Below are 23,774 nucleotides of genomic sequence, written 5' to 3'. Positions count from 1 at the left end.
TGGATCACCGCGCGCAGTTCCTCGATCGAGGGGCGGCGGGTCAGGTCCACCGGGGCCGGGGAGGAGCCCTTCGTGGAAGGGTCAGCTGTTGACGGCTTGGACATAGTCGGCGTACGCGTCCCTGATTGCGGAAGGGGAGAGGTCGAGGTGTTCAAGGATGGTGAAGCGACCCGGGCGGGTGTTCGGAGCGTAGTGCACCGCTTCGGTGAACTCCGCCTCGGTGAAGCCGATCTGAGCCGCGGTCACCGGCAGTCCGTGGCGCGCCAGGCGCTCCACGATCAGGCCGGTCAGCTCGCGCTCGCCCCGCAGGAAGCTGGCGAAGGCGGCCCCGAGGCCGACCTGCTCGCCGTGCTGGGCGGACCGCTTGGGATACAGCACGTCCAGGGCATGCGAGATCTCGTGGCAGGCGCCCGAGGAGGGCCGGGTGCTGCCCGCGATGTTCATCGCGATGCCGGACAGTACCAGGGCTTCCGCGAGTGCCGTGAGGAGGTCCTGATCCTGAAGGTTTCCTGGGTGCCGCAGCAGGTTCTCGCCCGCCGAACGGGCCATCGCGACGGCCAGTCCGTCCACCGGTTCGCCCGTCTCGGCGTGCGAGAGCTCCCAGTCGGCGCAGGCCGAGATGTTGGAGATGACGTCGCCGATGCCGGCCGCCACGAACCGCGACGGGGCCTGCCGGATCACGTCCAGGTCGACCACGATGCCGATCGGGCTGGGCACCCCGTAGGAGCCCCGGCCGGCGTCGTTGTCGAGGGTGGAGACGGGTGAGCAGATGCCGTCGTGGGCGAGGTTGGTCGCGACCGCGACCAGCGGCAGGCCGACCCGGGCGGCGGCGTACTTGGCGGCGTCGATGATCTTGCCGCCGCCGAGGCCGACGATGGCGTCGTAGTGGCCGCCGCGCATCGCCTCGGCCAGCCGGACCGCGCTGTCCAGGCTGCCGTCGTCCACGTTGTACCAGTCGGCACCGGGCAGGGCCGGCTCCAGCCGCTCGCGCAGCACCGCCCCCGAGCCGTTGCTGATCGCCACCGCGATCCGGCCGGAGGCGGAGAGCCGCTGGTCGGCGAGGATGCCGCCGAGCGCGTCCAGCGCGCCCGAGCGGATCTCGACGAAGACCGGCGACGGCACCAGCCGGGTCAGTACTGGCACGCGATCTCCCGCGCCTTCGCCAGGTCCTCGTGGTTGTCGACCTCGACCCAGGAGACCTCGCCGATCGGCTGCACGTCGATCCGCAGACCGCGCTCGACCATCTCCTGGTAGCCGTCCTCGTAGTACAGCTGAGGGTCGCGCTCGTAGGTGGCGCGCAGCGCGTCGGTGAGGTCGGCGGCGGCGGCGGGGTTGATCACGGTGACGCCGATGTACTCGCCGGTGGCCTCGGCCGGGTCCATCAGCTTGGTGATGCGCCGCATGCCGGCGGCCGGGTCGACGACGACCTTCATCTCCTCGTCGGCGAGCTTCTTCACCGTGTCGAGGGCGAGCAGGATGCCGGGCTCACGGCCCTCGGCGGCCAGCCTGGCGTTGCCCTCCAGCATGGTGCGCTGGACCGAGGCGGGGTGGACGGTGTCGCCGTTGGCGAGCAGCAGGCCCTCGGCGAAGAGCTCGCGGGCGCACCAGAGGGAGTAGGCGTTGTTCCACTCCTCGGCCTTGTCGTTCTCGACCAGGGTGAGCTTGACGCCGTACTTCTGCTCCAGCGCCGCCTTGCGGTCGTACACCGCCTCCTTGCGGTAGCCGACGACGATCGCCGCCTCGCGCAGGCCGACCTCGGCGAAGTTGCCGAGGGTGAGGTCCAGGACGGTCCGCTCCCCGTCGACCGGCACCAGCGCCTTCGGCAGGGTGTCGGTGTACGGGCGCAGCCGGCGGCCGGCGCCGGCTGCCAGAACGAGGCCGATCATGCGGGGGTCTCCTGATCCGTCGTGCTGTGCTGATCCGTCGGGCCGTGCCGGTCCGTCGGGCCGTGCCGCTCCGTGGGCGGTGCTCTGCCGCGGGCCGTCGGGTGGCACGCCGATGCCGGTGAGAATGCGGGCACCGTGTCGTATGTGATGGTAGGCGACCGCGGCGACCGGCCCGAACGCGGCCGGGGGGGCGGCGTCCGGGCCCGGGGGGGCGGTGAGCACGGCGGTCGGGGGCGGCCGTGAAGGAGGGGTGGCGCCGAAGTGTCGGTTCTCCGTACGTATGCCGCCGAATCGAACGCGCGCCGAACGAATCCCGAACGGATCGGCTAGTCCGGCGCCCATTCCGACACCAGGAATGTGCCGGGATCGGTCATGATCCGCCCGGTTGTGTGTGGGACCCCTGCGGACCGCCACCCGTACGGCAGACTGGGGCACGACGCCACCGGTGCTCCCATTTGCCCCCGAAAGAGGCCTCATGCCCCAGAGTCTGCCGACCAACCCGACGCACTTCACCTCCGAGATCGACACCGGTCTCGACGTGGAGACCGACGTGACGGCCGACGTGACGTCCACCCCCCAGGCCGGGGCGTCCGAGGGGACCGGGATCCTGCTGGAGCTCGTCGACGACGAGGGCGTCACGATCGGCACCGCCGAGAAGCTCTGGGCCCACCAGCAGCCGGGCCGGCTGCACCGGGCGTTCTCGGTGTTCCTCTTCGACCGGCAGGGCCGGCTGCTGCTCCAGCGCCGCGCCCTGGGCAAGTACCACTCCCCCGGCGTCTGGTCGAACACCTGCTGCGGCCACCCGTACCCCGACGAGCCGCCGTTCGTGGCCGCCGCCCGGCGCACCGCGGAGGAGCTGGGCGTCGCGCCGGCGCTGCTCTGCGAGGCCGGCACCGTCCGGTACGACCTGCCGGACGAGGCCTCCGGCCTGATCGAGCGGGAGTGGAACCACCTGTTCGTCGGCCTGGTCACCGCGCCGGTGCAGCCGACCCCGGAGGAGGTCGACGACGTCGCCTTCGTCACCGCGCAGGAGCTGCGGGAGCTGCAGGCCGAGCGGCCGTTCTCGGTTTGGTTCCAGACGGTCTTCGAGGCGGCGCTGCCCGGCATCCGCGAGATCGCCGGCCGGGACTGGTAGCCGGAGCGGGGGCCGGGACCGGCCGCCGGGACGGGCGGGACCGGCAGCCGGCCGCCCCCTCTCCCCGGCGTCACTCCACGCCCTGCGCGTTACTCCGTGTCCTTGCGGGGGATGGGCAGTGAGGCCCAGATGACCTTGCCGCCCTCCCCCGTCCGCTCCACGTCGCAGACCCCGCCGGCCTGCAGCGTCACGCTCTTCACCAGCAGCAGTCCGCGCCCGCCGGTCCGCCCGGTGTCCGTCTCCAGCGCCTTCGGCCGGTACGGGTCGCCGTCCTCGACCGACACCCGCACCCAGCCGCCGCGGACCGCCAGCTCGGTGGTCACCTCCGGGGACAGCTCGGCGGCGTGCGTCACGGCATTGCTCACCAGTTCGGAGACGATCAGCAGCACGTCGTCCACCAGCTCCTGGTAGCGCACCCCGGCCATGCCCTGGGCGAGCAGCCGGTCCCGCACCGCGTGCCGGGTCCGGGGCACCGAGGCCTCCGCGGCCGGTACCGCGAACCGCCACACCCCCTCGGCCGGCCCGGCCGCCCCCCGTCTCGGCTCGGCCTCCGCCGCCCCGCTGATCTGCTCCAGCTCCACGTCCAGCCGCCCTTCGTCCGCGACCCCGGGAATCAGGCGTTCCGCTCATGGCGCCCTCGGTCCACAGAGGCTAGGAGAGCCGCCCCCGGCTCCGTGGCACCGTCGACAACTTGGCCGTGTCGGATCACCCGCGACCGGTTCCGACCGTCAGCCGGTCGAAACCCGACCGCTTCTCGCCCTTGAACCACCGATTCGCTCACCTTCGCGATCCATCCCTGCCACCCCGGCGATCCCCGGCGGGGAAACGCAGGTGAGAAGCACTCCGGAAGCCTGGTAATGTTCTCTCTGTCGCCGAGGGGGCGAGAGAAAAGCCCCCGAAGCACACACCCCGTCCGGGTGGCGGAATGGCAGACGCGCTAGCTTGAGGTGCTAGTGCCCTTTATCGGGCGTGGGGGTTCAAGTCCCCCCTCGGACACCGCGATTCCCCGTGGGAACTCGAAAGAGTTCCCACGGGGAATTTCTCTTTTCCGGCCGCCCGGGCCCCCGGCCCCGTGGGCGTTTTCCCCGGCGTTTCCCCGGCTGGGTTATCGGCGGGTTGCCGGCGGGAGCCCCGCTCCCCTCCTTCCCGCCCCCCTCGTGAGCCCCCGTGGCCGCTGACCTGCGGACATCTGGATCCGATAGTCGGACACGAGATGGCAACGATCGAACGATCTGAGCTTTATCTGAGGCTTTGGTCCGTTTTCGCACCATAGTCTGCTGTGCGTTTGTCCGGACCCATGAGCTGAGCCCGGAACCGGACGAGGACCTGACGAGAACCCGACGAGACAGAGGACCGAGACGTTGAGCGCGCCTGAGCCGACGACGGCATCCCATCAGCACTATCGCCGCTCGCTCGGCACCATCAGCCTGACGGCCGTCGGGCTGGGCTCGATCATCGGGTCGGGCTGGCTGTTCGGTGCGGAGCGGGCGGCGCGGCTCGCCGGGCCGGCGTCGATCGTCGCCTGGGTGATCGGCGCGGCGGTGGCCCTCACCATCGCGCTGACCTACAGCGAGCTGGGCTCGATGTTCCCCAAGGCCGGCGGCATGGTGCGGTACGGGCAGTACTCGCACGGCTCGCTGGCCGGCTACCTCGCCGCCTGGGCCAACTGGATCGCGATCGTCTCGGTGATCCCGGGCGAGGCGACCGCCTCGGTCCAGTACATGAGCTCCTGGCACTTCGGCTGGGCGCGGGGCCTCTACGACGGGAAGGAACTGACCCTCAGCGGGGTCGCGCTGGCCAGCGTGCTGCTGGTCGGCTACTTCGCGCTGAACTGGTTCGCGATCACGCTGTTCGCCAAGACCAACACCGCGATCACCGTGTTCAAGGTCGTCGTCCCGACGCTGACCGCGGGAGCCTTGCTGCTGGCGCACTTCGACACCGCCCACTTCACCGACCACGGCGGCTTCACCCCGAACGGCTGGAGCGCGGTGTTCACCGCCGTCGCCGTCTCCGGCATCGTCTGGGCGTTCAACGGGTTCCAGTCCCCGCTCAACCTGGCCGGTGAGGCGCGCAACCCCGGCAAGTCGCTGCCCAAGGCGGTGATCGGCTCGATCCTGATCTCCCTGGTGATCTACGTCGCGCTGCAGGTCGCGTTCCTCGGCGCCGTCCCGGCCGCCGACCTGTCGAACGGCTGGAGCGGCCTCGGCTACACCTCCCCGCTGGCCGACCTGTCGATCGCCTGGGGCATGAACTGGCTGGCCCTGCTGCTGTACGCGGACGCCTTCGTCTCCCCCAGCGGCACCGGCATGATCTACGCCGCCACCACCTCGCGCATGATCCACGGCGTGCAGGAGAACGGCCACCTGCCGAAGCTGTTCGGCCGCGTGGACGCGAAGACCGGCATCCCGCGCCCGGCCCTGCTGCTCAACCTGCTGATCGCCTTCCTCTTCCTCGCCGTCTTCCGCGGCTGGGGCTCGCTCGCCGAGATCGTGTCCGTCGCCACCGTGATCTCGTACATCACCGGCCCCGTGGCCGTGATGGCGCTGCGCCGCCTCGCCCCCGAACTCCCCCGCCCCGTCCGGCTGCGCGCGATGCCGGTGATCGCCCCCGTCGCCATGGTCTTCGGCTCCCTGGTGCTCTACTGGGCCCGCTGGCCGCTGACCGGCAAGGTCATCCTGCTGATGGCCGCCGGCCTGCCGATCTGGGCCTGGTACGAGCTGCGCAAGCCGTGGGCCGAGCTCAAGCCGCACCTCAAGGCCGGCGCCTGGATGATCGCCTACCTCTTCGTGATGGCCGCCGTCTCCTGGGCCGGCTCGACCGACTTCGGCGGCCAGGGCTACCTGCCCGAGGGCTGGGACCTGCTGGTCGTCGCCGCGATCGGCCTCGCCTTCTACCGCTGGGGCGTCGCCAGCGCGTGGGCCAACCCCTCGCTGGCCGACGTCAAGCGCGAGCTGGCCGACGCGGCCGAGGCCGACGGCACCGCCATCCCGCACCAGGGTGGCGAGCCCTCGCGGGTCTGAGGCATCTGACGTCTGTCACGCAAAGCGCCGGTCGAGTTCTCTCGGCCGGCGCTTTGCCGTGGCGGCGGGTGTGCGAGGGGCGGGGTGGAGCGGCACCGGGGTTCGGTACGGCGACTCCGGGTCCGGGTCCGGGTCCCACTCCGGCTCCGGGTCCGGGTCCCACTCCGGCTCCGGGTCCGGGTCCGGCGGCGGGGCGGGGCGGGGGCAGTCAGGCCGGGGTGGCTGCCGGGGTGCGGGTCGGGCGGGCGAGGCGGGCGGCGAGGCCGAGGTGGAGGAGGGCGAGGAGCGTGCCTCCGGCGGCCATGCCCGGGTTGTCGGCGGAGACGCCGATGGCCGCGTCGGCTGCCTGGACCGCGCCCGAGACCAGGAGCAGCGGGGCGAGGCCGCGGCCGGTCCGGCTGATCAGCAGCTGGTGCACGAGCGCGGCACCGAGCGGGAGGGCACGGGCCGCGTACGCCTGGACGTAGAGCTCCGCGAGGGGGCCGGCCGGGCCGGTAGAACCCGGCAGGGCCAGCTCCGGGGAGAGCAGGCCGACGACGCTGGACGCCATGGAGAGCGCGGCGCCGGCCGCATTGGCGATCACCAGGGCTCGCACGCCCCGGCCGGCGGGAGCGGTTGCGGCAGCAACGGCCGCGCGAGCGGGGGCGGAGAGGGCAGCGGGGGCGGAGACGGAACGACGCAGCATTGGATCAGACCTCAAATCGTTCGAACCGTGAATGGTTTCTGCATGCTAGCGTTTCTCACGTGAACGATGTCAACCCCTCGCCGCTGACGGCGTCCCTGGTCTTCCGGCTCGGCACGCTCGGCAGCGTCGTCACGGCGCGGTTCACCGAGGCGCTGGCCGAGCTCGGACTCAAGCCGAAGCACGTCGGTCTGATGGTGGCCCTGGACTCCGGCGCGCCGCCGTCGCAGCTGGAGCTGGCCCGGGCCATGGCGGTCGCGCCCAGCCTGGTGGTCTCGCTGGCCGACCACCTGGAACGAACCGGCGCCGTGGACCGCGTCCGCGACCCGGCGGACCGGCGCCGTCAGGTGCTCGCACTGACCGACGCCGGGCGGGCCCTGCTCGGCGACTGCACCGCGCTCGCCCATCGGCTGGACGCGGAGCTCACCGCCTCGCTGGGCGGGTCCGAGCGGGAGGCGCTGCGGCGCACGCTCGGCGTGCTGGGCGCGGAGGCCGGGCTGCCGACGCGCGACTGAGGGCGGCCCACCCCTCAAGACCCTCACCGGACCGCCGCCCGGCCTGCGCCGGGAACCCGCGGAGGGCCACGTTCGGGAACCCGCGTCGGAGCACGCTGAGGAACACGCGCAGGAACACCTCAGGAGCAAGCAGCCCAGGAACGCCGAAAGCCGCGCGGCCTTCCGGACCACGCGGCTTGCGGTGCAGGTGGAGAAGGGGGCGTCAGCCCCGGCGGGCGCGGCGGATGGCGGAGGTGACCACCGGCGGGAGGAGGTCCCCCGCGACACGCTTGGCCACGTTGGTCGGCCGCCGGCGCTCGGCGGCACGGGCCCGACGGGTGGCGAGGTCCTCGGCGGCCTCCTCCTGGGCGCGCAGTTCCTCGCGGCGGGCCTCCTCGGCCTCGCGGCGGGCGGCCTCGGCGGCGAGCCGGTCGTGGTGCCGGGAGGGGCGGAACGGTTCGATGCCGTCCGAGGTGCCGTTGAGCCGCAGCACCTGCTGCCCGTTCAGGGTCTCGGCGCTGAGGTGACAGCCCTCGGCCAGGCCGATCCGGTCCAGCAGGTCGCGCTGGGCCGGCTCGGGGTCGCCCCAGGTGCCGTAGAACTTGCACTCGGTGAGCACGATCGGCTTGAGGCCGTGGTTGAACACCGCCTCCCAGGTGGCGGCGGCGACACCGGGGGTGTGGGCGGAACGGTAGTCGTCCAGGACCACCACGCCCTCCGGCTGGAGCGCCACCCGGGCCACCTGGAGGTCCCCCACCACGTGCTCGTACAGGTGCGAGGCGTCGATGTGTATGAAGCGGAACGCACCGGCCGGGATGCGGCCACCGGCCAGGCTGGAGGTCGGCGCCTGGATGATCTCCGGCAGCGACTTGTGAAAAGAGAGGTAGTTGGACTCGAACGCGGACCGGGTCAGCGTCTTGCGGTAGGACATGGTCATCTCGGCGGCGTTCTCGTCGTCCGGAGCGTCCGAGTCGAAGAGGTCACACACCGTGAACGTCTCGGCGGGTTGCAGGTGGCCGCCGATCACGATCGCGCTGCGCCCCAGGTAGGCGCCCATCTCCAGGAGGTTCCCGGTGACCCCCGCCTTCTCCTGGCGGGCGAGGAACCATTCGAAGAGGTGGCGGTCGTGATCCCAGAACCAGCCGGGGACGTCATCGAGCACAGCAGGCTCGGCGGGCCGGTGCTGCTCAGTGCTCAACGCGGCGTCGCTCACGAGGTTGCTCCTTACACGCTACGGACGACCATGGGGGACGTTCTCAGGGCACGGATACGCGGGGCGGGAGGCGGAGGCCTCCTCCCATCATCCGGAGCAGCCGTCGACACGGCACGGCGAGAACCCGCTCGGTTTTCGTGCCACCGCTGGTACCCCGCGCCCGATTGGGCTGCAATCTACCTGCCACCGGGCGGAGTTGAGGAGAGTTTGCACGGAAAACACTCACAGTCGATCGCCGGTAAGGCCTCTGCCGGGCAGGCGACCCGGACGGCGGTGGAAGACCTCGGAGACCGGCCCGGATGTCGATTCGGGCGGCGGGTCCGGCGGCGGGTCCGGCGGCGGGTCCGGCGGCGGCCTGGGTGCCGGGTCGGAACAGGCGCCCGACCGGCCGTCGAACAGGTGCCCGCATCGTCCCGGGCCGGCGGGCGCGGCGGACGTCGGCGGCGCCACGGCGGATGTCAGCGGCGCCGCGGCCGACGCGCCACGCGAGCCTGTCGCCGGCTCGTACCTGCCGCTGCTCGCCGAGGACCCCTTCGAGGAGCGGATCGGCGGCTCGGTGGTGCTCCCTCGGCGAGCCGGCCCGGGGTGGCCACGGCGATCACGCCGTCGAACCGCCCGCTGCACCTGATCACGGCCGAGGTGGTGCCGGCACACGCCGCCGGCCGGATCGGTCGCCGGCAAGCCGGGCGGGGACGCCCCGCTGACGGCCCGGCCGGGCGCCGGCCGGATCGGCTCGACGACGGCCGCTTCCACCCGTCTGCCCACTCGGCGGCGACAGGGCCTCCGGCCTCGGCCGCGGACCGGGCCGGCATGCCGGGAGGAGTTCCCGGTACAAGTCACTGCAGTACTGCGCCTGTTGGGGTGCGCGCGGCGAAGCGCGCACCCCCAGGCGGGTCACACCAGGTCGACGCCCGGGTAGAGCGGGAAGCCGGCGAGGAGGTCGGCGGCGCGCTTGGCGATGCCCTCGCTGAGGGCGGCGTCCAGGGCGTACTGGGCCTTCGAGGGGGCGCCGGTGGAGGTGGTGGTGGGGGTGGTGCCGCGCAGGACGGTGTCGATCAGGGCGGCGACCTCGTCCATCTCGGCGGTGCCGAGGCCGCGGGTGGTGAGCGCGGGGGTGCCGAGGCGGACGCCGGAGGTGTACCAGGCGCCGTTCGGGTCCTGCGGGACGGAGTTGCGGTTGGTGACGATGCCGGAGTCCAGCAGCGCGGCCTCGGCCTGGCGGCCGGTCAGGCCGTAGCCCGAGACGTCGGCGAGGACGAGGTGGTTGTCGGTGCCGCCGGTGACCAGCTTGCCGCCGCGGCGCAGCAGCCCCTCGGCGAGGGCCTGCGCGTTGTCGACGACCTGGCGGGCGTAGACCCGGAACTCGGGGCGGCGGGCTTCCGCGAAGGCGACCGCCTTGGCGGCCATCACGTGCGGGAGCGGGCCGCCGAGCACCAGCGGGCAGCCACGGTCGACGTGCTCGGCCAGCTCGGAGGTGCAGAGCACCATGCCGCCGCGCGGGCCGCGCAGGGACTTGTGGGTGGTGGTGGTGACGATGTCGGCGTGCGGCACCGGGTCGTGGTCGCCGGTCAGCACCTTGCCCGCGACCAGGCCGGCGAAGTGCGCCATGTCGACCATCAGGGTCGCGCCGACCTCGTCCGCGATCTCGCGCATCTTGCGGAAGTCCACCAGCCGCGGGTAGGCCGAGTAGCCGGCCACCAGGATCAGCGGGCGGAACTCCTTCGCGGTGGCGCGTAGCGCGTCGTAGTCGATCAGACCGGTGGCCGGGTCCGTGCCGTAGCTGCGCTGCTCGAACATCTTGCCGGAGATGTTGGGCCGGAACCCGTGGGTGAGGTGGCCGCCGGTGTCCAGGGACATGCCGAGCATCCGCTGGTTGCCGAGCTCCTGGCGCAGCTCGGCCCAGTCCCGCTCGGTGAGGTCGTTGACGTTGCGGACGTCGGCGCGCTCGAGCGCCGGGCTCTCGACCCGCTGGGAGAGGACGGCCCAGAAGGCGGTCAGGTTGGCGTCGATGCCGGAGTGCGGCTGGACGTAGGCGTGGTCGGCACCGAAGAGTGCGCGGGCGTGCTCGGCGGCGATGGTCTCGACGGTGTCGACGTTGCGGCAGCCGGCGTAGAAGCGACGGCCGGCGGTGCCCTCGGCGTACTTGTCGCTGAGCCAGTTGCCCATGGCGAGCAGGACGGCCGGGGAGGCGTAGTTCTCGCTGGCGATCAGCTTGAGCGAGGCCCGCTGGTCCTCGATCTCCTGGCCGATGGCGGCGGCGATCCGCGGCTCGACCTCGCGGACGGTGTCCAGCGCGCTGCGGAAGGCGGTGTTGGCGGTGGCGCTGGCGGCGGTGTGGGGGTGCTGGGCCAAGGCAGTCTCCTCGTGACGAGTTCGGACGGCCCAGGCGCTCGGCAACTGTGACGTGAAGGTCCACGGAGCCGCTCCCCGATGGTTGATTCCATCCCTGCGCGCCAGTCGCGGCTCACCCGGATGCTATCAACACCGGACGGACTGTGGCAGAGATCTCAGAATGCGGGACGAGCCAAGCATTTGCCCTGCTATGTCCGTTCTTCTGCAACAGTGGTATTGCAGCGGAATGAAGCCGTCACATTCCCCGAAACATTGCGCCGGAGTTCGGGCCGGAATGATTTGCGGAAGTCCACCGACATCCGGTCTGATGGCGCTCGGCCGACCGCCGGGAAACCCCCGAAGGCCGGCCCGGAAATGCACACCAGCGCACCCTCACCCACGGGGCGGCGGAGAATTCGGGGAGTACGCCTCTCATGGCAGTGGTCGAGACAGTCACGGAGTCGGCCGGGGCGGCACGCCGGGCCGCGCCCGCCCCGCAGAACCTCCTCCGCCGGATCCGCCGCGACCGGGTCGGCGCGGCCGCGCTCGCCGTCGTCCTGCTCTTCCTCCTGCTCGCGCTCGCCGCACCGCTGATCGCCGCCCTGTACGGCAGGAACCCGGCCGAGCACTACGGCCAGAACGCGCCCGGCCTGCTCAGCGACGGTGGACTGCCGATCGCGCCGAACGGCGGGATCTCCGGCGACTTCTGGTTCGGCCTGGAGCCCGGGCTCGGCCGGGACGTCCTCACCCAGCTGCTCTACGGCATCCGCACCTCGCTGCTGATCGCCTTCGCCGCCGCGGCCGTCACCACCGCCCTCGGCGTGCTGGCCGGCGTCGCGGTGGGCTACCTCGGCGGGATCACCGACCGGCTCTTCGGCTTTCTCGCCAACGTCCTGCTGGCCTTCCCGACGCTGCTCCTGCTGCTCGCGCTCAGCCCGGTCATCCAGTCCCGGCTGGTCGATCCTGGCGGTGCCGAGCCGGAGTGGATGCAGTTCCTGGTACTGATCCTGGTGTTCTCCGCGTTCGGCTGGATTCCGCTCGCGCTTTCCCTTCGCGCCTCCGTCCGGTCACTTCGGGAAAGGGATTTCGTGCAGTCCGCCCGGGCCCTGGGCGCGAGCGGATTCCATATCGTCTTCCGCGAACTCCTGCCGAATGTGCGGGCGCAGCTGCTGGTGCACGCCACGATGGCGGTGCCGACGTTCGTCGCCACCGAGGCGGTGCTCTCGTTCCTCGGCGTCGGCATCGACGAACCGGTCCCGGACTGGGGCCGGATGATCGCCCGCGGCTCCGAGGTGTTCCAGGCCGACCCGACCTACATGTTCTTCCCGGGCGTGGCCCTGCTGCTGTTCGTGCTCGCCTTCAACCTGCTCGGCGACGCCGTCCGGGACGCCCTGGACCCGCGCGCCGGGCGCTGAGTCCTCTCGTTCCGTTTCGCCTGCCTCCCGTTCCGCCTGCCTCCCCGTTCCGTTTCGCCTGCCTCCCGTTCCGCCTGCCTCCCCGTTCCGCCTGACCACCCCTCCCACCTGACCACCCTCGCGCCTGGCGGCCCCTTGCGCCTGGCCGCCTTCTCCCCCGAACGCTCCCTTCACCCGACCGCCCCTTTCACGCGACCGCCCCCGCACCCGCCGGGACACACCTAGCCGCCCCGCACCCCGGGGCAAGGAGAGACTCGCCATGCGCTGGATCAAACCGTCCCTCGCCGTCGTCGCCACCGCCGTGCTGGCGACCTCCTGCTCGGCCGGCGCGGGCCCCAGCTCCGGCACCGGCGGCGCCGCCGCCGCCAAGGACGCCTCACCGCTGACCGCCGCGCTCGGCACCGAGAAGGAGAGCGCGGGACCCGCCCCCGCCGTTCCCGGCGCCCGCCCGGGCGGCACGGTCAACGTCTACAACACCACCGAGTTCCGCCACCTCGACCCGCAGAAGGTCTACGCGGGCGCCGCCTACAACACCTCGCTGCTCTGGGGCCGCCAGCTGACCCAGTACCAGGTGGTCGACGGAAAGGCCCGGCTGGTCGGCGACCTCGCCACCGACACCGGCACCTCCGCCGACGGCGGGCGCACCTGGACGTACCGGCTGAAGGAGGGCGTGGCCTGGGAGGACGGCCTGCCGATCACCTCCCAGCAGGTCAGGTACGGCATCGAGCGCACCTTCGGCAAGGGCTACGAGGTCGGCCCGCCGTACTGGCCGCAGTGGCTCACCGGCGAGGCCAGCTACGACGACGCGCGCAAGAAGTACGGAGGCCCGCAGGACGGCGACCTCGCCGCGATCGAGACGCCGGACGAGCGCACCATCGTCTTCCACTTCCCCCAGCCGCAGGCCGACGTGCCGTACATGGCCGCGCAGTCCTCCTCGTCCCCGGTGCGCAAGGACAAGGACACCGGGACGGAGTACGACCGGCTGCCGTTCGCCAGCGGCCCGTACCGGATCGTCGAGCACGTCCAGAACACCCGGATGGTGCTGGAGCGCAACCCGCACTGGAAGCCGGAGACGGACCCGATCCGCAACCAGTACCCGGAGAAGTTCGTCTTCACCTACGGCAAGGAGGCGCTCAACATCAACCAGGAGATCCTCTCCGGCCGGGACGGCGGCGCCGACGCCACCACGGTGTCCACCCAGCTCTCCCCCGAGCTCTACCAGACCGTCGACACCGATCCCAGGGCCAAGGAGCTGGTGGTCTCCGGCCGGCAGGGCGCCTTCGTCACCCAGCTGGTGATCAACAACGAGCGGGTGCCCGACGTCGAGGTCCGCAAGGCGCTCCACCTCGCCTACCCGCGCCAGCAGGCCCGCCAGGTCCAGGGCGGCAGCCGGGCCGGCGAACTGGCCACCACGCTCAGCTCGCCCGCACTGGTCGACTGGCAGAAGTACGACCTGTACCCGGCCAAGCCGGAGGGCGACCCGGAGGCCGCCAGGGCCGCCCTCGCCAAGGCCGGGCAGGCCTCCCCCTCGCTCACCTACGCCTACGCCAACACGCCCGTCGGGCAGCGCGTGGCCCAGGTGCTGGTCGACGGCTTCGCCAAGGCCGGCATCACCATCGTGCCCAAGCCGGTCGACCCCAAGGCGCTGCTGGACGAGGCGCACCGCGCCGACTCCCCCTATGACCTGTTCGAGGAGACCAGCTCGGTCGACTGGCCGACGCCGTCCACCCTGATCCCGTTCTCCTTCGACGGCCGCGCCAACAGCGATCTCAACTCCGCCCGCTACCGCAACGGCGAGGTGGACAGGGAGATCGACCGGATCAACCAGATCGGCGAGCCGCGCGCCAAGGCCGGGGAGCTGTACGCGCTGGAGCAGACCGTGATGAAGGACGTGCCGGTGCTGCCCTTCGCCTACCCGAACATGAACCAGTTGCGCGGCAGCAACGTCGGCGGCGCGTTCATCCACCCGATCTACGGATCGGTGAGCCCGGCCTGGCTGTACCTGAAGTCCTGACGCCCCGAAGTCCCTTGGTGGCCCCGCCTGCTGCCCGCGGGTGGGGCCGCCCCGACGCACCCCGATTCGGACCGGCCATGCTCTCCTTCGCCCTGCGGCGGACCCTCCAGGCCCTCGCCGTCCTGGTCGCGGTCTCCGCCGCCGCCTTCGTCCTCTTCTACGCCGCCCCCGCCGACCCGGCCCGCGCCGCCTGCGGCCCGCGCTGCGACTCCGGCCAGGTCGCGTCGGTCCGCCAGAGCATGGGCCTGGACCAGCCGCTGCTCACCCAGTACACCGACTACCTCGCCGGGGTGGTCGCCGGGCGGGAGATCAGCGACGTGGACGGCTCGGCCATCCACTGCGAAGCGCCGTGCCTCGGCTACTCCTACCGGCTCCACCAGCCCGTCACCGAGGCGCTGGTCGACCATCTGCCGGTCACCTTCTCGCTGACGGCCGGCGCGCTCGCCGTCCTGGTGCTGCTCGGCCTCGGCACCGGTTTCGTCTCCGCGCTGCGCCACGGGACCAGGACGGACCGGCTGCTCTCCGGCTTCACCCTGGTCGGCGCCAGCGTACAGATCTACTTCCTCGGGTACGTCGCCCAGTGGGCGCTGGTCTACACCACAGGTCTGCTGCCGCTGCCCTCCTACACCCCGCCGGCCGAGGACCCGGCCGCCTGGGCGGGCGGGATGCTGCTGCCCTGGCTCGTCCTCGGATTCGTCAACTCGGCCGTCTTCGCGAGGCTTTCGCGCTCCCAGCTGCTGGAGACGATGAACGAGGAGTACGTCCGCACCGCGCGCGGCAAGGGCCTCGGCCGGCTGCGCACCCACCTCAAGTACACCTCACGCGGCGCCGCCGGGCCGCTGGTGCAGCTGCTCGGCCTGGAGACCGGCGCGCTGCTCGGCGGCGCGGTGATCACCGAGACGGTGTTCGGGCTGAACGGCGTCGGCACCTTCGCCGCCGATGCCGTCGCGGGGCAGGACCTGCCGGCCGTGGTGGGCGCCGTTCTGCTCGCCGCCTGTTTCGTGGTGCTCCTCGTCGCGCTGGCCGACCTGGCGGTGGCCTGGCTCGACCCGCGCATCCGCCTCAGCTGACCCGCCCCTCTGCCGTTCCGGAGTCCTCCATGACCGCCTCCACCACCCCGTCCGCCCTGCCTGCCCCGACCGCCCTGGCCGCCACCTCGGGCGCGTCCGTCACCTCCGGCGCGTCCGCCGTATCGGCCGATCCGGTGCTGAGCGTCCGCGACCTGTCGGTGACCTTCGCCGACCCGCGTGGCGGCGCGCCCATGCACGCCGTCCGCGGCCTCTCCTTCGACCTCGCCCGCGGTGAAGTCCTCGGCCTGGTGGGCGAGTCCGGCTCCGGCAAGTCGGCGACCGGCCTGGCCGTGCTCGGCCTGCACGACCCGCGCACCACCACCGTCACCGGCTCGATCCGGCTGGCGGGGGCGAGGACGGCGTCGGGGTCGGGGTCGGGGTCGGGGTCAACGGCGTCGCGTGGCAGGGAATCTCGCGGGCAGGAGCTGGTCGGCGCGGCCGAGTCCGTGCTGCGCGAGGTGCGCGGCGGCCGGGTCGCCCTGGTCTTCCAGGACGCGCTCACCTCGCTCAGCCCGTTCCACGGCGTGGGCGCGCAGCTGGCCGAGATGTACCGCCTGCACCACCCCGGCGCCGGCCGTGCCGTGGCCCGGCAGCGGGCGGCCGCGATGCTGGACCGGGTCGGCATCCCGGCCGCCCGGTCCCGCGACTACCCGCACCGGTTCTCCGGCGGCATGCGCCAGCGGGTGATGATCGCGATGGCCCTGATGAACGACCCCGACGTGCTGATCGCCGACGAGCCCACCACCGCGCTCGACGCCCGCGTCCAGCGGCAGGTGCTCGACCTGCTCGGCGAGTTGCAGCGCGAGCACGGCACCGCCGTGCTGCTGGTCAGCCACGACCTGGGCGTGGTCGCGGGGACGACCGACCGGACGCTGGTCCTGCGCGGCGGGGTGGAGGTGGAGTCCGCGCCGACGACCTCGCTGCTGGCCGCGCCGCAACAGCCCTACACCCGGGCCCTGGTGGGTGCGGCGCTCACCCGGGACACCGTACCGGGCACCCGGCTGCCGACGGTTGACGATCCGTCACCATCGCTCGCCTTCGCCTTCGGGGGGCGGACGGCTCCGGCGGGCGGGTGGCTGGTCGAGGTCGAGGACCTCGCCGTCCACTTCCCCGGACGGCGGCGGCTCCCCCGCCTGCGCGCCGAACCCGTCCGGGCGGTCGAGGGCGTGAGCCTACGGATCGCCCCCGGCGAGACGCTGGGCCTGGTCGGCGAGTCCGGCTCCGGCAAGTCCACCACCTCCCGGGTGCTGGCCGGCCTCCAGCCCGCCACCACCGGCCGGATCCGCTACGACGGCGTCGACGCCACCACCCCCGACCGGGCGTTTCGGCGCCGGCTCAGCCGCGAGGTCCAGCTCGTCTTCCAGGACCCGTACGCCTCGCTCAACCCGCGCCGCACCGTCGGCCGGACGCTCGACACGCCGCTGCGGCTGCACACCGCGCTCTCCGCCGCCGAACGGCGGGAGCGCTCCGCCGAGTTGCTGGAACAGGTCGGCCTGCCCGCCGCCCACCTGGACCGCTACCCGCACGAGTTCTCCGGCGGCCAGCGCCAGCGGATCGGCATCGCCAGGGCGCTCGCCCCCGAACCGCGGCTGATCATCGCCGACGAGCCGGTCTCCGCGCTGGACGTCTCTGTCCAGGCCCAGGTCCTCAACCTGCTGATGGAGCTGCGCGAACGACTCGGCATCGCCTTCCTGTTCGTCTCGCACGACCTCGCCGTGGTGCGGCACTTCTGCGACCGGGTCGCCGTGATGCACCGCGGGCGGCTGGTCGAATCCACCGGCCGGGAGCAGTTGTTCACCGCCCCGCACACCGACTACACCAGGGAGCTGCTGGCCGCCGCGCACTGAGGACGGGCGGGGCGGGCCGGAGCCTCACCCGTCCGGCGCCGCGCCGTGCCCGGTAATGGTGTGCAGGACCACCGGGAACAGCCGCACCTGCCGGCGGGCCACGCGCGCCAGCTCGATCAGGGAGTCCAGGTGGAACTCCTCGTCGAGCTGTGCGCCGTAGGAGAACAGCAGGTGGGAGCTGAGGACGAGGTCGAAGGACCGGTCCGCGAACGGCAGGCGGGGCAGGGCGGCCGCGACGTAGCGGCCCGGGCGCGCGGCGGCGTCCGCGGCGAACGTCCGCGCGGCCTCGGCGCGCAGCCGGGTGTAGCTCTCGACGTCCTCGAACCAGGTCCACATGAAACTCGACGCGTTCTCCGCGAGGAACGCGTGCTTGTAGGCGATCTCCTTGGTCCCGGGTTCTCAGTCGGTCGCCGCGGCCACGGCCTTCGACCACAGTGCCACCGCCTCGTCGATCTGCCCGGCGGTACGACCAGCGCCGGATTCTCGACTCCAGATGAAAATCCACCCGCTGAGCGGCGGGAAAAACGATGACCCGCCCCAGGCTCTTCCGCCCCTCGCGCCCTCCGCCGAAAGTCCGGCGCGGTGATCGGGCCCCGCGACGGACTGGGCCGAGATCCGACGGCCGGACCGGGCCGGGCATATGCCACCCGAGCAGCAGCCCACCACCGGACGGCCGGCCCGGGACCACCGGGGAGGCCGGCCCGGACAACCGCCTAGGCTGTCGGCCCATGCTGATCTGGATCAACGGGCCCTTCGGCGGCGGCAAGACGCAGACCGCGCACGAGCTGCGGCGCAGACTGCCCGGGAGCGTGATCTGCGACCCGGAGCAGGTCGGCTTCGGTCTGCACCGGATGACGCCGAAGCCGCTGCGGGGCGACTTCCAGGACCTCCCGGCCTGGCGGCAGGGCGTGTTCGAGGTCCTGGACCGCACGCTCACCGACCACCGGGGGACGGTGATCGCACCGATGACGGTGGTCGAACCGGCCTACCTCGCGGAGACGGTCGGACGGCTGCGCGAACGTGGCCACGACGTACGGCACTTCGCGCTGCTGGCCGAGCGTGCGGAGGTGCTCCGGCGGCTGCGCGAGCGGGGCTTCGGGCACGCGGTGCAGCTGGTCGCCGGGAAGGACGCGCCGCTGCGCCGGGAGAGCTTCGCCGTGGCCGGACTCGACCACTGCCTGGACCGGCTGCGCGGCGCGGAGTTCGGCGAGCACCTGCCCACCGACCACCTCACCGTCGCCCAGGTCGCCGACCGGATCGCCGCCTCCGCCGGACTGACGCTCGCACCCAACACGGACGGCGAGCTGCGCGGCCGACTGCGGCGGGCGTGGACGGGGATCCGGCACATCCGGTTCGACTGAGGCGGGTGGGCCCGTGCGTCGACGGGCACGGCGGGTCGGCATGTCGGCGGGTCGGCGGGTCGGCATGTCGATGGGGAGGCGGGTCGGCGGGGTCGCGGGTCGGCGGGTCGGCGGGTCGGCATGCCGGCGTGTCGATGGGGCGGCGGGCCGCCCGGCGGCCGGGCTCGCCGGGCGGGTGGCGATGATGGGCGCGACCGTCACACAGTTGGGAGCCCGCCCGTGCCCTTCCTCTACGTCGTCGTCTGCGCCTCCGGACTCGCCCCCGAGACCGGCAGGCTGATCTCGGCCGCCCAGGCCGAGGGCTGGGAGGTCGGCGTCGTCGCCACCCCCCACGCGCTCGGCTTCATCGACGAGGCCGCCGTCGCCGAGCAGACCGGTTACCCGATCCGCTCGGCCTGGCGGAAGCCGGGAGAGCCGAAGCCGCTGCCGCCGCCGGACGCGATCGCCGTGGCACCCGCGACCTTCAACACCGTCAACAAGTGGGCCGCCGGCATCTCCGACACGCTCGCCCTCGGCATCCTCTGCGAGGCGTACGGGCTCGGCGTGCCGGCGGCCGCCCGGCCGGTGCTCAGCTCGGCACAGGCCGCCCACCCCGCCTACGCCGAGAGCCTGGCGCGGCTGCGGTCGATGGGGGTGCTGATCCGCGAGGACGGCGACCTCACCGGGGTGCTCGACCTGCTGCGACCGGTGCTGCGGCCGGCGCCCTGACCCGGGCCGCCGCCGGGGGCCGACACCGGCGCCGGCAGCCGACCGGTCAGCTCGCGGGGACGATCCGCTCGACCATGGTGTCGATCAGCGCCGCGAGCCCCTCCTCCCCCAACACCTCTGGCAGCGTGAGGTGTTCGATGATAAGCCCGGTCATGGCGAGGTAGAGGACGACCACCGTCTCGCGGTCGCCGGGGAAGCCCTCCCCCAGGTGGTAGGCGATGTTGGCCTCCAGCTGCTCGCGGATCGCATCGGTGAGCCGGGCGCGCAGCGCGGGCCGGCGGGTCGCCTCCAGCCGCAGCTCCAGCATGGCCAGGTAGCCGGCCCGTTCGGAGGTGATCCGGCGCAGCAGATCGTGCATCAGCGCGGTGACGAGCGCGCGGTCGCGCGGGGCGCGCAGCAGTTCGGCGAGCACGGCCGGATCCGGGGTCAGGCGGTGGTGGATGTGGCGGGCGGCCCGGTCGAGCAGGTCGTCCCGGCTGGCGAAGTAGTTGGAGGCGGTGCCGGCCGGGACTCCTGCCTGGGCGTCGACCGCCCGGAAGGTGAGCCCGCGGGCGCCCTCACGGGCGAGGACGTCGATGGCGGCGTCGGTGAGGGCGATGCGGCGGGCCGGGTTCTGCACCATGGCTCTGATCCTCCTTCAGGAAAACTCTTGCAACCACTACGACTGAAGTACTATAACTGTCGTTGTTCAGGGCGAAGGCCCTTCACCAACCCCAAGGACCTGTATGCGCAAGCTCAGCTACTTCGTCGGCGCCACCATCGACGGCTTCATCGCCGCACCCGACGGCGGCTTCGACTTCCTCTTCCCGTACGTCGAGGGCGAGTTCCTCGAGTACCTCACCACCGAGCGCGCCGACACACTGGCAACCCCGGGCCGCGCGGCCTTCGGGATCGCGGAGGCGCCGAACAGCCGGTTCGACACCGTCCTCATGGGCCGCGGCACCTACGAACCGGGGCTGACCATGGGGCTGACCAGCCCCTACGCCCACCTGCGTCAGATCGTCCTCTCCCGCACGCTGACCACCAGCCCCGACCCGGCGGTCGAGGTCACCGACGAGGACCCGCTCGCCCTGGTGCGCGAGCTCAAGCAGGAGGACGGGCTCGGCATCTGGCTCTGCGGCGGTGCCGACCTGGCCGGCCAGCTGCTGCCGGAGGTCGATGAGCTGATCGTCAAGCAGTACCCGATCGTGGCCGGCCGGGGCATCCCGCTCTTCCGCGCCGACTTCGCACCGCGCAACTTCACGCTCACCGACTGCCGCCCGTTCGAGAACGGCACCGTCGTCCTCACCTACGCGCGGACGTCCGACCAGCAGCCCTCCCCGGCGTCCGGCTGACGCTCACCACCAGGCAGACGCCCGCGACCACGATCGCCCCACCCAGCAGGGTGGGGCCGGTCAGCGGCTCGGCCAGGACCAGCCAGCCCAGCAGCACCGCGACCACCGGGTTCACGTACGCGTAGGTGGCGACCAGGGTCAGCGGGGCGGACTGCAGCAGCCAGGCGTACGTGGTGAAGCCGATCACCGAACCGACCACCACCAGGTAGCCGAGCGCCAGCCAGGACCGCCCGGAGAAGGCATCCGGATCCAGCCCGTGCTGCTCGCCCCGCACCACCCCGATCAGCACATTGCCCAGCCCGCCCGCGAGCATCTGGTAGGCGCTCGCGGCGAAGACGTTGCCCGGCATCGGGATGCGCTTGGCGGCGAAGGAGCCCGCCGCCCACGTCAGCGTGCCGCAGATGACCGCGACCACGCCGCCCGGTGCGATGGCCCCGCCGATCGCGGGCGCCGAGAGCACCGCGAGGCCGGCCAGCCCGAACAGCACGCCGGCCAGCTCGACCGGCTTCGGGCGGTCGCCGGTCGACGCGGTGAGCAGCACCATCCAGAGCGGGACCGCGGCCACCAGCAGCGCGGCCAGCCCGGACGAGATCGAGTTCTCGCCGAGCACCACCAGGCCGTTGCCACCGGTCAGCAGCAGCACGCCGACCAGCACGGAGGAGCCCAGCTGCCGGACGCTCACCCGGAGGGCGGACCACCCCTGGCGGAACAGCACGAAGCCGGCCAGCAGCAGCCCGGCGAAGACGAAGCGCGCCCCGGCGGAGAAGAAGGAGGGCATCGTCTCCAACGCGATCCGGATCGCCAGGTAGGTCGAGCCCCAGACCACGTACACGACGCCCAGCGCCAGCCAGACCGCCCCGCCCAGCCGCGCGGCCGAGGCCGTCGCGGGCGACGCCACCGCGTCGACGGGCGTGCCCGCGGAGGAACCGGTGGCGGCGGAGGTGGCGGCGAACGCGGCCGCCTTCCGCGAGACGGGAGGTGTCATGGGTGTCCCCCTTGGACGGTGCTGGCAGTTCACCCGCCATGACAGCGCATCAGCGGGCCCGCGCGCCAGTGCGTATCACCAGGAGGTCGCCGGAGGCGCTACGGTGAGCGCCCCTCGGGGCCCCCGGAGGCGCCGGAGCCGCGACGGCTCACAGATGACGACCGACCGCCGGAAGGTGCCCGTGCCCGCCGATCCGCCCGACACCTCCTCCGCCGGCGCCCTGCCGTTCTTCGTCTACGGCACGCTCCGCACCGGCGGCCGCAACCACGCCGTCCACCTCGCCGGGCGCTGCGCCGACGTCCGGCCCGCCGTACTCGCCGGGGCCGCGCTGCACGACGGCCCGGGGTTCCCGTTCGCCGTGCCGGACGCGACGCCCGGCCGCCGGATCGTCGGCGAGCTGATCACCGTGCGCCCCGGCGCCTACGGCCCCGCGCTCGCCGCGCTCGACCGGCTGGAGGACTGCCGGGCGGACGGCACCGGCGAGTACGTCCGCAAGCGGCTGGCCGTCCGGACGGCCGACGGGCAGGCGCGCGACGCCTGGGTCTACCTGGCCGGCCCGGCCGTCGCCGCCCGCCTGCGCGCGCAGCCGGCACTGATCCCGTCCGGGGACTGGATACGGCGCTGAGGACAGCGCGGCGCTGAGGACGGAGCGGCGCTGAGGACGGAGCGACGTCGGGAGAAGCGCAGCGTCAGGAGCGCGGGCGTCACGGCAGCGACGTGTCAGGCCTTGCCCACGCCCGAGGCGACGCGATCGCCCAGCGCCCGGTCGACATTGCGCCAGTACTGCACCGCCCGCTCCAGCACCGGATCGCCGACCCCGGCCTTGAGGTGGCCGACGATGTTGGAGACCAGCCGGTCGCGCGCCGCGTCGTCCAGCACCTGGCGGACCATCGTGCCCGCCTGCCCCCAGTCGTCGTCCTCGGCGTGCAGCGAGTAGGCCTCGCGCACCATGTCACCGGAGGTCTGCCAGCCGGCGGCCGGGTCGTCGTGGGCCTTCACGTCCGCCGCCGGGCCGCCCTTGGAGTTGGGCGCGTACGGCGCGGCGGTGCGGGCCGGGTCGAACCGCATCGGTCCGTCCTTGGCGAAGGAGTGGACCGGGATGTGCGGCCGGTTCGGCGGCAGCTGCGCGTAGTTGGGGCCGATCCGGTACCGGTGGGTGTCCGGGTAGGAGAAGATCCGGCCGAGCAGCATCTTGTCCGGCGAGACGCTGATGCCCGGCACCAGGTTGGCGGGCTCGAAGGCGGCCTGCTCGATGTGGATGAAGTAGTCCTCCGGGTTGCGGTTCAGCGTCATCGTCCCGACCTTGATCAGCGGGTGGTCGCCGTGCGGCCACACCTTGGTCAGGTCGAAGGGGTTGAACCGGTAGCCGGGCGCCGCGTCGAACGGCATCACCTGGACGAACAGCGTCCAGGACGGGTGGTTGCCGCCCTCGACCGCCTGCCAGAGGTCCTGGCGGTGCAGGTCCGGGTCGGAGCCGGCGAGGCGGTCGGCGTCCTCCTGGGTGAGGAAGTCGACGCCCTGGTCGGTCTTGAAGTGGTACTTGACCCAGAACCGCTCGCCGGACGCGTTGATCCACATGTAGGTGTGCGAGCCGTACCCGTTCATGTGCCGGTACGACTTCGGGATGCCGCGGTCGCCCATCAGCCAGGTGACCATGTGGGCGGACTCCGGCGAGAGCGTCCAGAAGTCCCACTGCATGTCGTGGTCGCGCAGGCCGTTGTCCGGGCGCCGCTTCTGCGAGCGGATGAAGTCCTGGAACTTGATGGTGTCGCGGACGAAGAAGACCGGCGTGTTGTTGCCGACCAGGTCGTAATTGCCGTCCTCGGTGTAGAACTTCAGCGCGAATCCGCGCGGGTCGCGCCAGGTGTCCGGGCTGCCCTGCTCCCCCGCCACGGTCGAGAAGCGGGCCAGCATCTCGGTCCGCTTGCCCGGCTGGAACAGGATCGCCTTCGTGTACCGGCTGACGTCCTCCGTCGTCTCGAAGACGCCGTACGCCCCGGCTCCCTTGGCGTGCACCACCCGCTCGGGCACCCGTTCGCGGTTGAACTGGGCCATCTTCTCGATCAGGTGGTGGTCGTGGAGCAGGATCGGGCCGTCGCGGCCCACCGTGAGCGAGTGCTCGTCGCTCGGCACCGGGATGCCGGCGTTGCTGGTGGTGTGCGGCACCGCTGACCCGGACATGGTGTCCTCCGTTGCGTGCTGAGGCCCCCGGACGACGCTAACCCCGTCCACCGGGGCCCGCACCCCAGGGCCGGGCAGCCCCCGCGCCCCGGCCGGGC

At 72.6% G+C, this 23,774-nt stretch carries 21 protein-coding genes, 1 tRNA gene and 1 riboswitch; of the genes, 12 read left to right on the top strand and 10 right to left on the bottom strand.

Annotated features, from left to right (window positions below):
* Positions 1–81 precede the first annotated feature (81 nt).
* Positions 82–1,143 (bottom strand): iron-containing alcohol dehydrogenase family protein, encoded by a 1,062-nt coding sequence (locus ACZ3YO_RS07755; RefSeq protein WP_465566198.1) that lies wholly within the window; start codon positions 1,141–1,143, stop codon positions 82–84.
* Positions 1,131–1,886 (bottom strand): phosphocholine cytidylyltransferase family protein, encoded by a 756-nt coding sequence (locus ACZ3YO_RS07750; RefSeq protein ID WP_396320073.1) that lies wholly within the window; start codon positions 1,884–1,886, stop codon positions 1,131–1,133. The genes ACZ3YO_RS07755 and ACZ3YO_RS07750 overlap by 13 nt, the downstream gene beginning before the upstream one ends.
* Before the next feature lie 475 nt (positions 1,887–2,361).
* Between ACZ3YO_RS07750 and idi the strand changes: the two genes are divergently transcribed.
* Entirely contained in the window at positions 2,362–3,021 is a 660-nt protein-coding gene (idi, locus tag ACZ3YO_RS07745; protein ID WP_465566194.1) for an isopentenyl-diphosphate Delta-isomerase, read from the top strand.
* Positions 3,022–3,110: 89 nt separating this feature from the next.
* Here the strand turns inward: idi and ACZ3YO_RS07740 are convergent, their stop codons facing one another.
* Positions 3,111–3,596 carry an ATP-binding protein gene (locus ACZ3YO_RS07740; protein WP_465566312.1) on the bottom strand — a complete coding sequence of 162 codons (486 nt, stop codon included), beginning with the start codon at positions 3,594–3,596 and terminating at the stop codon, positions 3,111–3,113.
* A gap of 336 nt (positions 3,597–3,932) precedes the next feature.
* Between ACZ3YO_RS07740 and ACZ3YO_RS07735 the strand changes: the two genes are divergently transcribed.
* Together ACZ3YO_RS07735 and ACZ3YO_RS07730 are read left to right on the top strand one after the other, a co-directional pair.
* Positions 3,933–4,017: transfer RNA gene (locus ACZ3YO_RS07735), tRNA-Leu, on the top strand.
* 365 nt (positions 4,018–4,382) lie between these two features.
* Entirely contained in the window at positions 4,383–6,041 is a 1,659-nt protein-coding gene (locus ACZ3YO_RS07730) for an APC family permease (RefSeq protein ID WP_465566191.1), read from the top strand.
* A 208-nt stretch (positions 6,042–6,249) separates the two neighbouring features.
* Here the strand turns inward: ACZ3YO_RS07730 and ACZ3YO_RS07725 are convergent, their stop codons facing one another.
* Positions 6,250–6,726: a hypothetical protein gene (locus tag ACZ3YO_RS07725; protein WP_465566188.1), complete on the bottom strand. Its 477-nt coding sequence runs from the start codon at positions 6,724–6,726 to the stop codon at positions 6,250–6,252.
* Positions 6,727–6,785: 59 nt separating this feature from the next.
* Between ACZ3YO_RS07725 and ACZ3YO_RS07720 the strand changes: the two genes are divergently transcribed.
* The gene (locus tag ACZ3YO_RS07720; protein WP_465566185.1) at positions 6,786–7,238 is read left to right on the top strand and encodes a MarR family winged helix-turn-helix transcriptional regulator; all 453 of its coding nucleotides are present in this window, start codon (positions 6,786–6,788) and stop codon (positions 7,236–7,238) included.
* A gap of 202 nt (positions 7,239–7,440) precedes the next feature.
* On the opposite strand, the gene ACZ3YO_RS07715 is transcribed toward ACZ3YO_RS07720, so the two are convergent.
* Positions 7,441–8,430, bottom strand: coding sequence for a class I SAM-dependent methyltransferase (locus ACZ3YO_RS07715; RefSeq protein WP_465566182.1), 990 nt, complete (start codon positions 8,428–8,430; stop codon positions 7,441–7,443).
* Between the two features lie 894 nt (positions 8,431–9,324).
* On the bottom strand, positions 9,325–10,782 hold the full coding sequence (locus ACZ3YO_RS07710; protein WP_465566179.1) for a glycine hydroxymethyltransferase: 1,458 nt from the start codon (positions 10,780–10,782) through the stop codon (positions 9,325–9,327).
* Between the two features lie 21 nt (positions 10,783–10,803).
* Positions 10,804–10,901, bottom strand: a riboswitch (ZMP/ZTP riboswitch).
* Between the two features lie 294 nt (positions 10,902–11,195).
* Here ACZ3YO_RS07710 and ACZ3YO_RS07705 point away from each other — a divergent pair.
* From ACZ3YO_RS07705 to ACZ3YO_RS07690, 4 genes are all read left to right on the top strand, one after another.
* Positions 11,196–12,176 carry an ABC transporter permease gene (locus ACZ3YO_RS07705; protein WP_465566176.1) on the top strand — a complete coding sequence of 327 codons (981 nt, stop codon included), beginning with the start codon at positions 11,196–11,198 and terminating at the stop codon, positions 12,174–12,176.
* A gap of 259 nt (positions 12,177–12,435) precedes the next feature.
* A complete protein-coding gene (locus tag ACZ3YO_RS07700) occupies positions 12,436–14,190 on the top strand; it encodes an ABC transporter substrate-binding protein (protein ID WP_465566173.1) in 1,755 nt (584 codons plus the stop codon).
* A 77-nt stretch (positions 14,191–14,267) separates the two neighbouring features.
* Positions 14,268–15,260 (top strand): ABC transporter permease, encoded by a 993-nt coding sequence (locus ACZ3YO_RS07695; RefSeq protein ID WP_465566170.1) that lies wholly within the window; start codon positions 14,268–14,270, stop codon positions 15,258–15,260.
* Positions 15,261–15,289: 29 nt separating this feature from the next.
* Complete coding sequence (locus ACZ3YO_RS07690; RefSeq protein WP_465566167.1) at positions 15,290–17,107, top strand: dipeptide ABC transporter ATP-binding protein; 1,818 nt, start codon at positions 15,290–15,292, stop codon at positions 17,105–17,107.
* A gap of 24 nt (positions 17,108–17,131) precedes the next feature.
* On the opposite strand, the gene ACZ3YO_RS07685 is transcribed toward ACZ3YO_RS07690, so the two are convergent.
* The gene (locus ACZ3YO_RS07685; protein ID WP_465566164.1) at positions 17,132–17,443 is read right to left on the bottom strand and encodes a methyltransferase domain-containing protein; all 312 of its coding nucleotides are present in this window, start codon (positions 17,441–17,443) and stop codon (positions 17,132–17,134) included.
* 392 nt (positions 17,444–17,835) lie between these two features.
* Here ACZ3YO_RS07685 and ACZ3YO_RS07680 point away from each other — a divergent pair, with 392 nt between their 5' ends.
* Positions 17,836–18,468 (top strand): AAA family ATPase, encoded by a 633-nt coding sequence (locus tag ACZ3YO_RS07680; protein WP_465566161.1) that lies wholly within the window; start codon positions 17,836–17,838, stop codon positions 18,466–18,468.
* A gap of 219 nt (positions 18,469–18,687) precedes the next feature.
* The gene (locus tag ACZ3YO_RS07675) at positions 18,688–19,176 is read left to right on the top strand and encodes a flavoprotein (RefSeq protein WP_465566158.1); all 489 of its coding nucleotides are present in this window, start codon (positions 18,688–18,690) and stop codon (positions 19,174–19,176) included.
* A 46-nt stretch (positions 19,177–19,222) separates the two neighbouring features.
* Here ACZ3YO_RS07675 and ACZ3YO_RS07670 read toward each other — a convergent pair whose 3' ends face one another.
* Positions 19,223–19,798, bottom strand: coding sequence for a TetR/AcrR family transcriptional regulator (locus tag ACZ3YO_RS07670; protein ID WP_465566156.1), 576 nt, complete (start codon positions 19,796–19,798; stop codon positions 19,223–19,225).
* Between the two features lie 103 nt (positions 19,799–19,901).
* Here ACZ3YO_RS07670 and ACZ3YO_RS07665 point away from each other — a divergent pair, with 103 nt between their 5' ends.
* On the top strand, positions 19,902–20,510 hold the full coding sequence (locus ACZ3YO_RS07665) for a dihydrofolate reductase family protein (RefSeq protein ID WP_465566153.1): 609 nt from the start codon (positions 19,902–19,904) through the stop codon (positions 20,508–20,510).
* Here ACZ3YO_RS07665 and ACZ3YO_RS07660 read toward each other — a convergent pair.
* Positions 20,461–21,495, bottom strand: coding sequence for an EamA family transporter (locus ACZ3YO_RS07660; protein WP_465566150.1), 1,035 nt, complete (start codon positions 21,493–21,495; stop codon positions 20,461–20,463). The two genes, ACZ3YO_RS07665 and ACZ3YO_RS07660, sit on opposite strands and share 50 nt — an antisense overlap.
* A 154-nt stretch (positions 21,496–21,649) precedes the next feature.
* Between ACZ3YO_RS07660 and ACZ3YO_RS07655 the strand changes: the two genes are divergently transcribed.
* Entirely contained in the window at positions 21,650–22,120 is a 471-nt protein-coding gene (locus ACZ3YO_RS07655; RefSeq protein WP_465566147.1) for a gamma-glutamylcyclotransferase family protein, read from the top strand.
* A gap of 95 nt (positions 22,121–22,215) precedes the next feature.
* Here the strand turns inward: ACZ3YO_RS07655 and ACZ3YO_RS07650 are convergent, their stop codons facing one another.
* Positions 22,216–23,676 carry a catalase gene (locus ACZ3YO_RS07650; RefSeq protein ID WP_465566144.1) on the bottom strand — a complete coding sequence of 487 codons (1,461 nt, stop codon included), beginning with the start codon at positions 23,674–23,676 and terminating at the stop codon, positions 22,216–22,218.
* Between the last annotated feature and the right edge of the window lie 98 nt (positions 23,677–23,774).

It is taken from the genome of Kitasatospora sp. NPDC022785, assembly GCF_055561295.1.
The sequence above is the reverse complement of the archived record's forward strand: the minus strand, read 5'-3'. Positions and strand labels throughout refer to the sequence as shown.

What these genes read in the sequence shown, in the direction of transcription:
- ACZ3YO_RS07750 (WP_396320073.1), bottom strand. Translation starts at nt 1,886, where the DNA reads ATGATCGGCCTCGTTCTGGCAGCCGGCGCCGGCCGCCGGCTGCGCCCG.
- idi (WP_465566194.1), top strand. Translation starts at nt 2,362, where the DNA reads ATGCCCCAGAGTCTGCCGACCAACCCGACGCACTTCACCTCCGAGATC.
- ACZ3YO_RS07725 (WP_465566188.1), bottom strand. Translation starts at nt 6,726, where the DNA reads ATGCTGCGTCGTTCCGTCTCCGCCCCCGCTGCCCTCTCCGCCCCCGCT.
- ACZ3YO_RS07705 (WP_465566176.1), top strand. Translation starts at nt 11,196, where the DNA reads ATGGCAGTGGTCGAGACAGTCACGGAGTCGGCCGGGGCGGCACGCCGG.
- ACZ3YO_RS07700 (WP_465566173.1), top strand. Translation starts at nt 12,436, where the DNA reads ATGCGCTGGATCAAACCGTCCCTCGCCGTCGTCGCCACCGCCGTGCTG.
- ACZ3YO_RS07695 (WP_465566170.1), top strand. Translation starts at nt 14,268, where the DNA reads ATGCTCTCCTTCGCCCTGCGGCGGACCCTCCAGGCCCTCGCCGTCCTG.
- ACZ3YO_RS07690 (WP_465566167.1), top strand. Translation starts at nt 15,290, where the DNA reads ATGACCGCCTCCACCACCCCGTCCGCCCTGCCTGCCCCGACCGCCCTG.
- ACZ3YO_RS07685 (WP_465566164.1), bottom strand. Translation starts at nt 17,443, where the DNA reads ATGTGGACCTGGTTCGAGGACGTCGAGAGCTACACCCGGCTGCGCGCC.
- ACZ3YO_RS07680 (WP_465566161.1), top strand. Translation starts at nt 17,836, where the DNA reads ATGCTGATCTGGATCAACGGGCCCTTCGGCGGCGGCAAGACGCAGACC.
- ACZ3YO_RS07670 (WP_465566156.1), bottom strand. Translation starts at nt 19,798, where the DNA reads ATGGTGCAGAACCCGGCCCGCCGCATCGCCCTCACCGACGCCGCCATC.
- ACZ3YO_RS07665 (WP_465566153.1), top strand. Translation starts at nt 19,902, where the DNA reads ATGCGCAAGCTCAGCTACTTCGTCGGCGCCACCATCGACGGCTTCATC.
- ACZ3YO_RS07660 (WP_465566150.1), bottom strand. Translation starts at nt 21,495, where the DNA reads ATGACACCTCCCGTCTCGCGGAAGGCGGCCGCGTTCGCCGCCACCTCC.
- ACZ3YO_RS07655 (WP_465566147.1), top strand. Translation starts at nt 21,650, where the DNA reads ATGACGACCGACCGCCGGAAGGTGCCCGTGCCCGCCGATCCGCCCGAC.
- ACZ3YO_RS07650 (WP_465566144.1), bottom strand. Translation starts at nt 23,676, where the DNA reads ATGTCCGGGTCAGCGGTGCCGCACACCACCAGCAACGCCGGCATCCCG.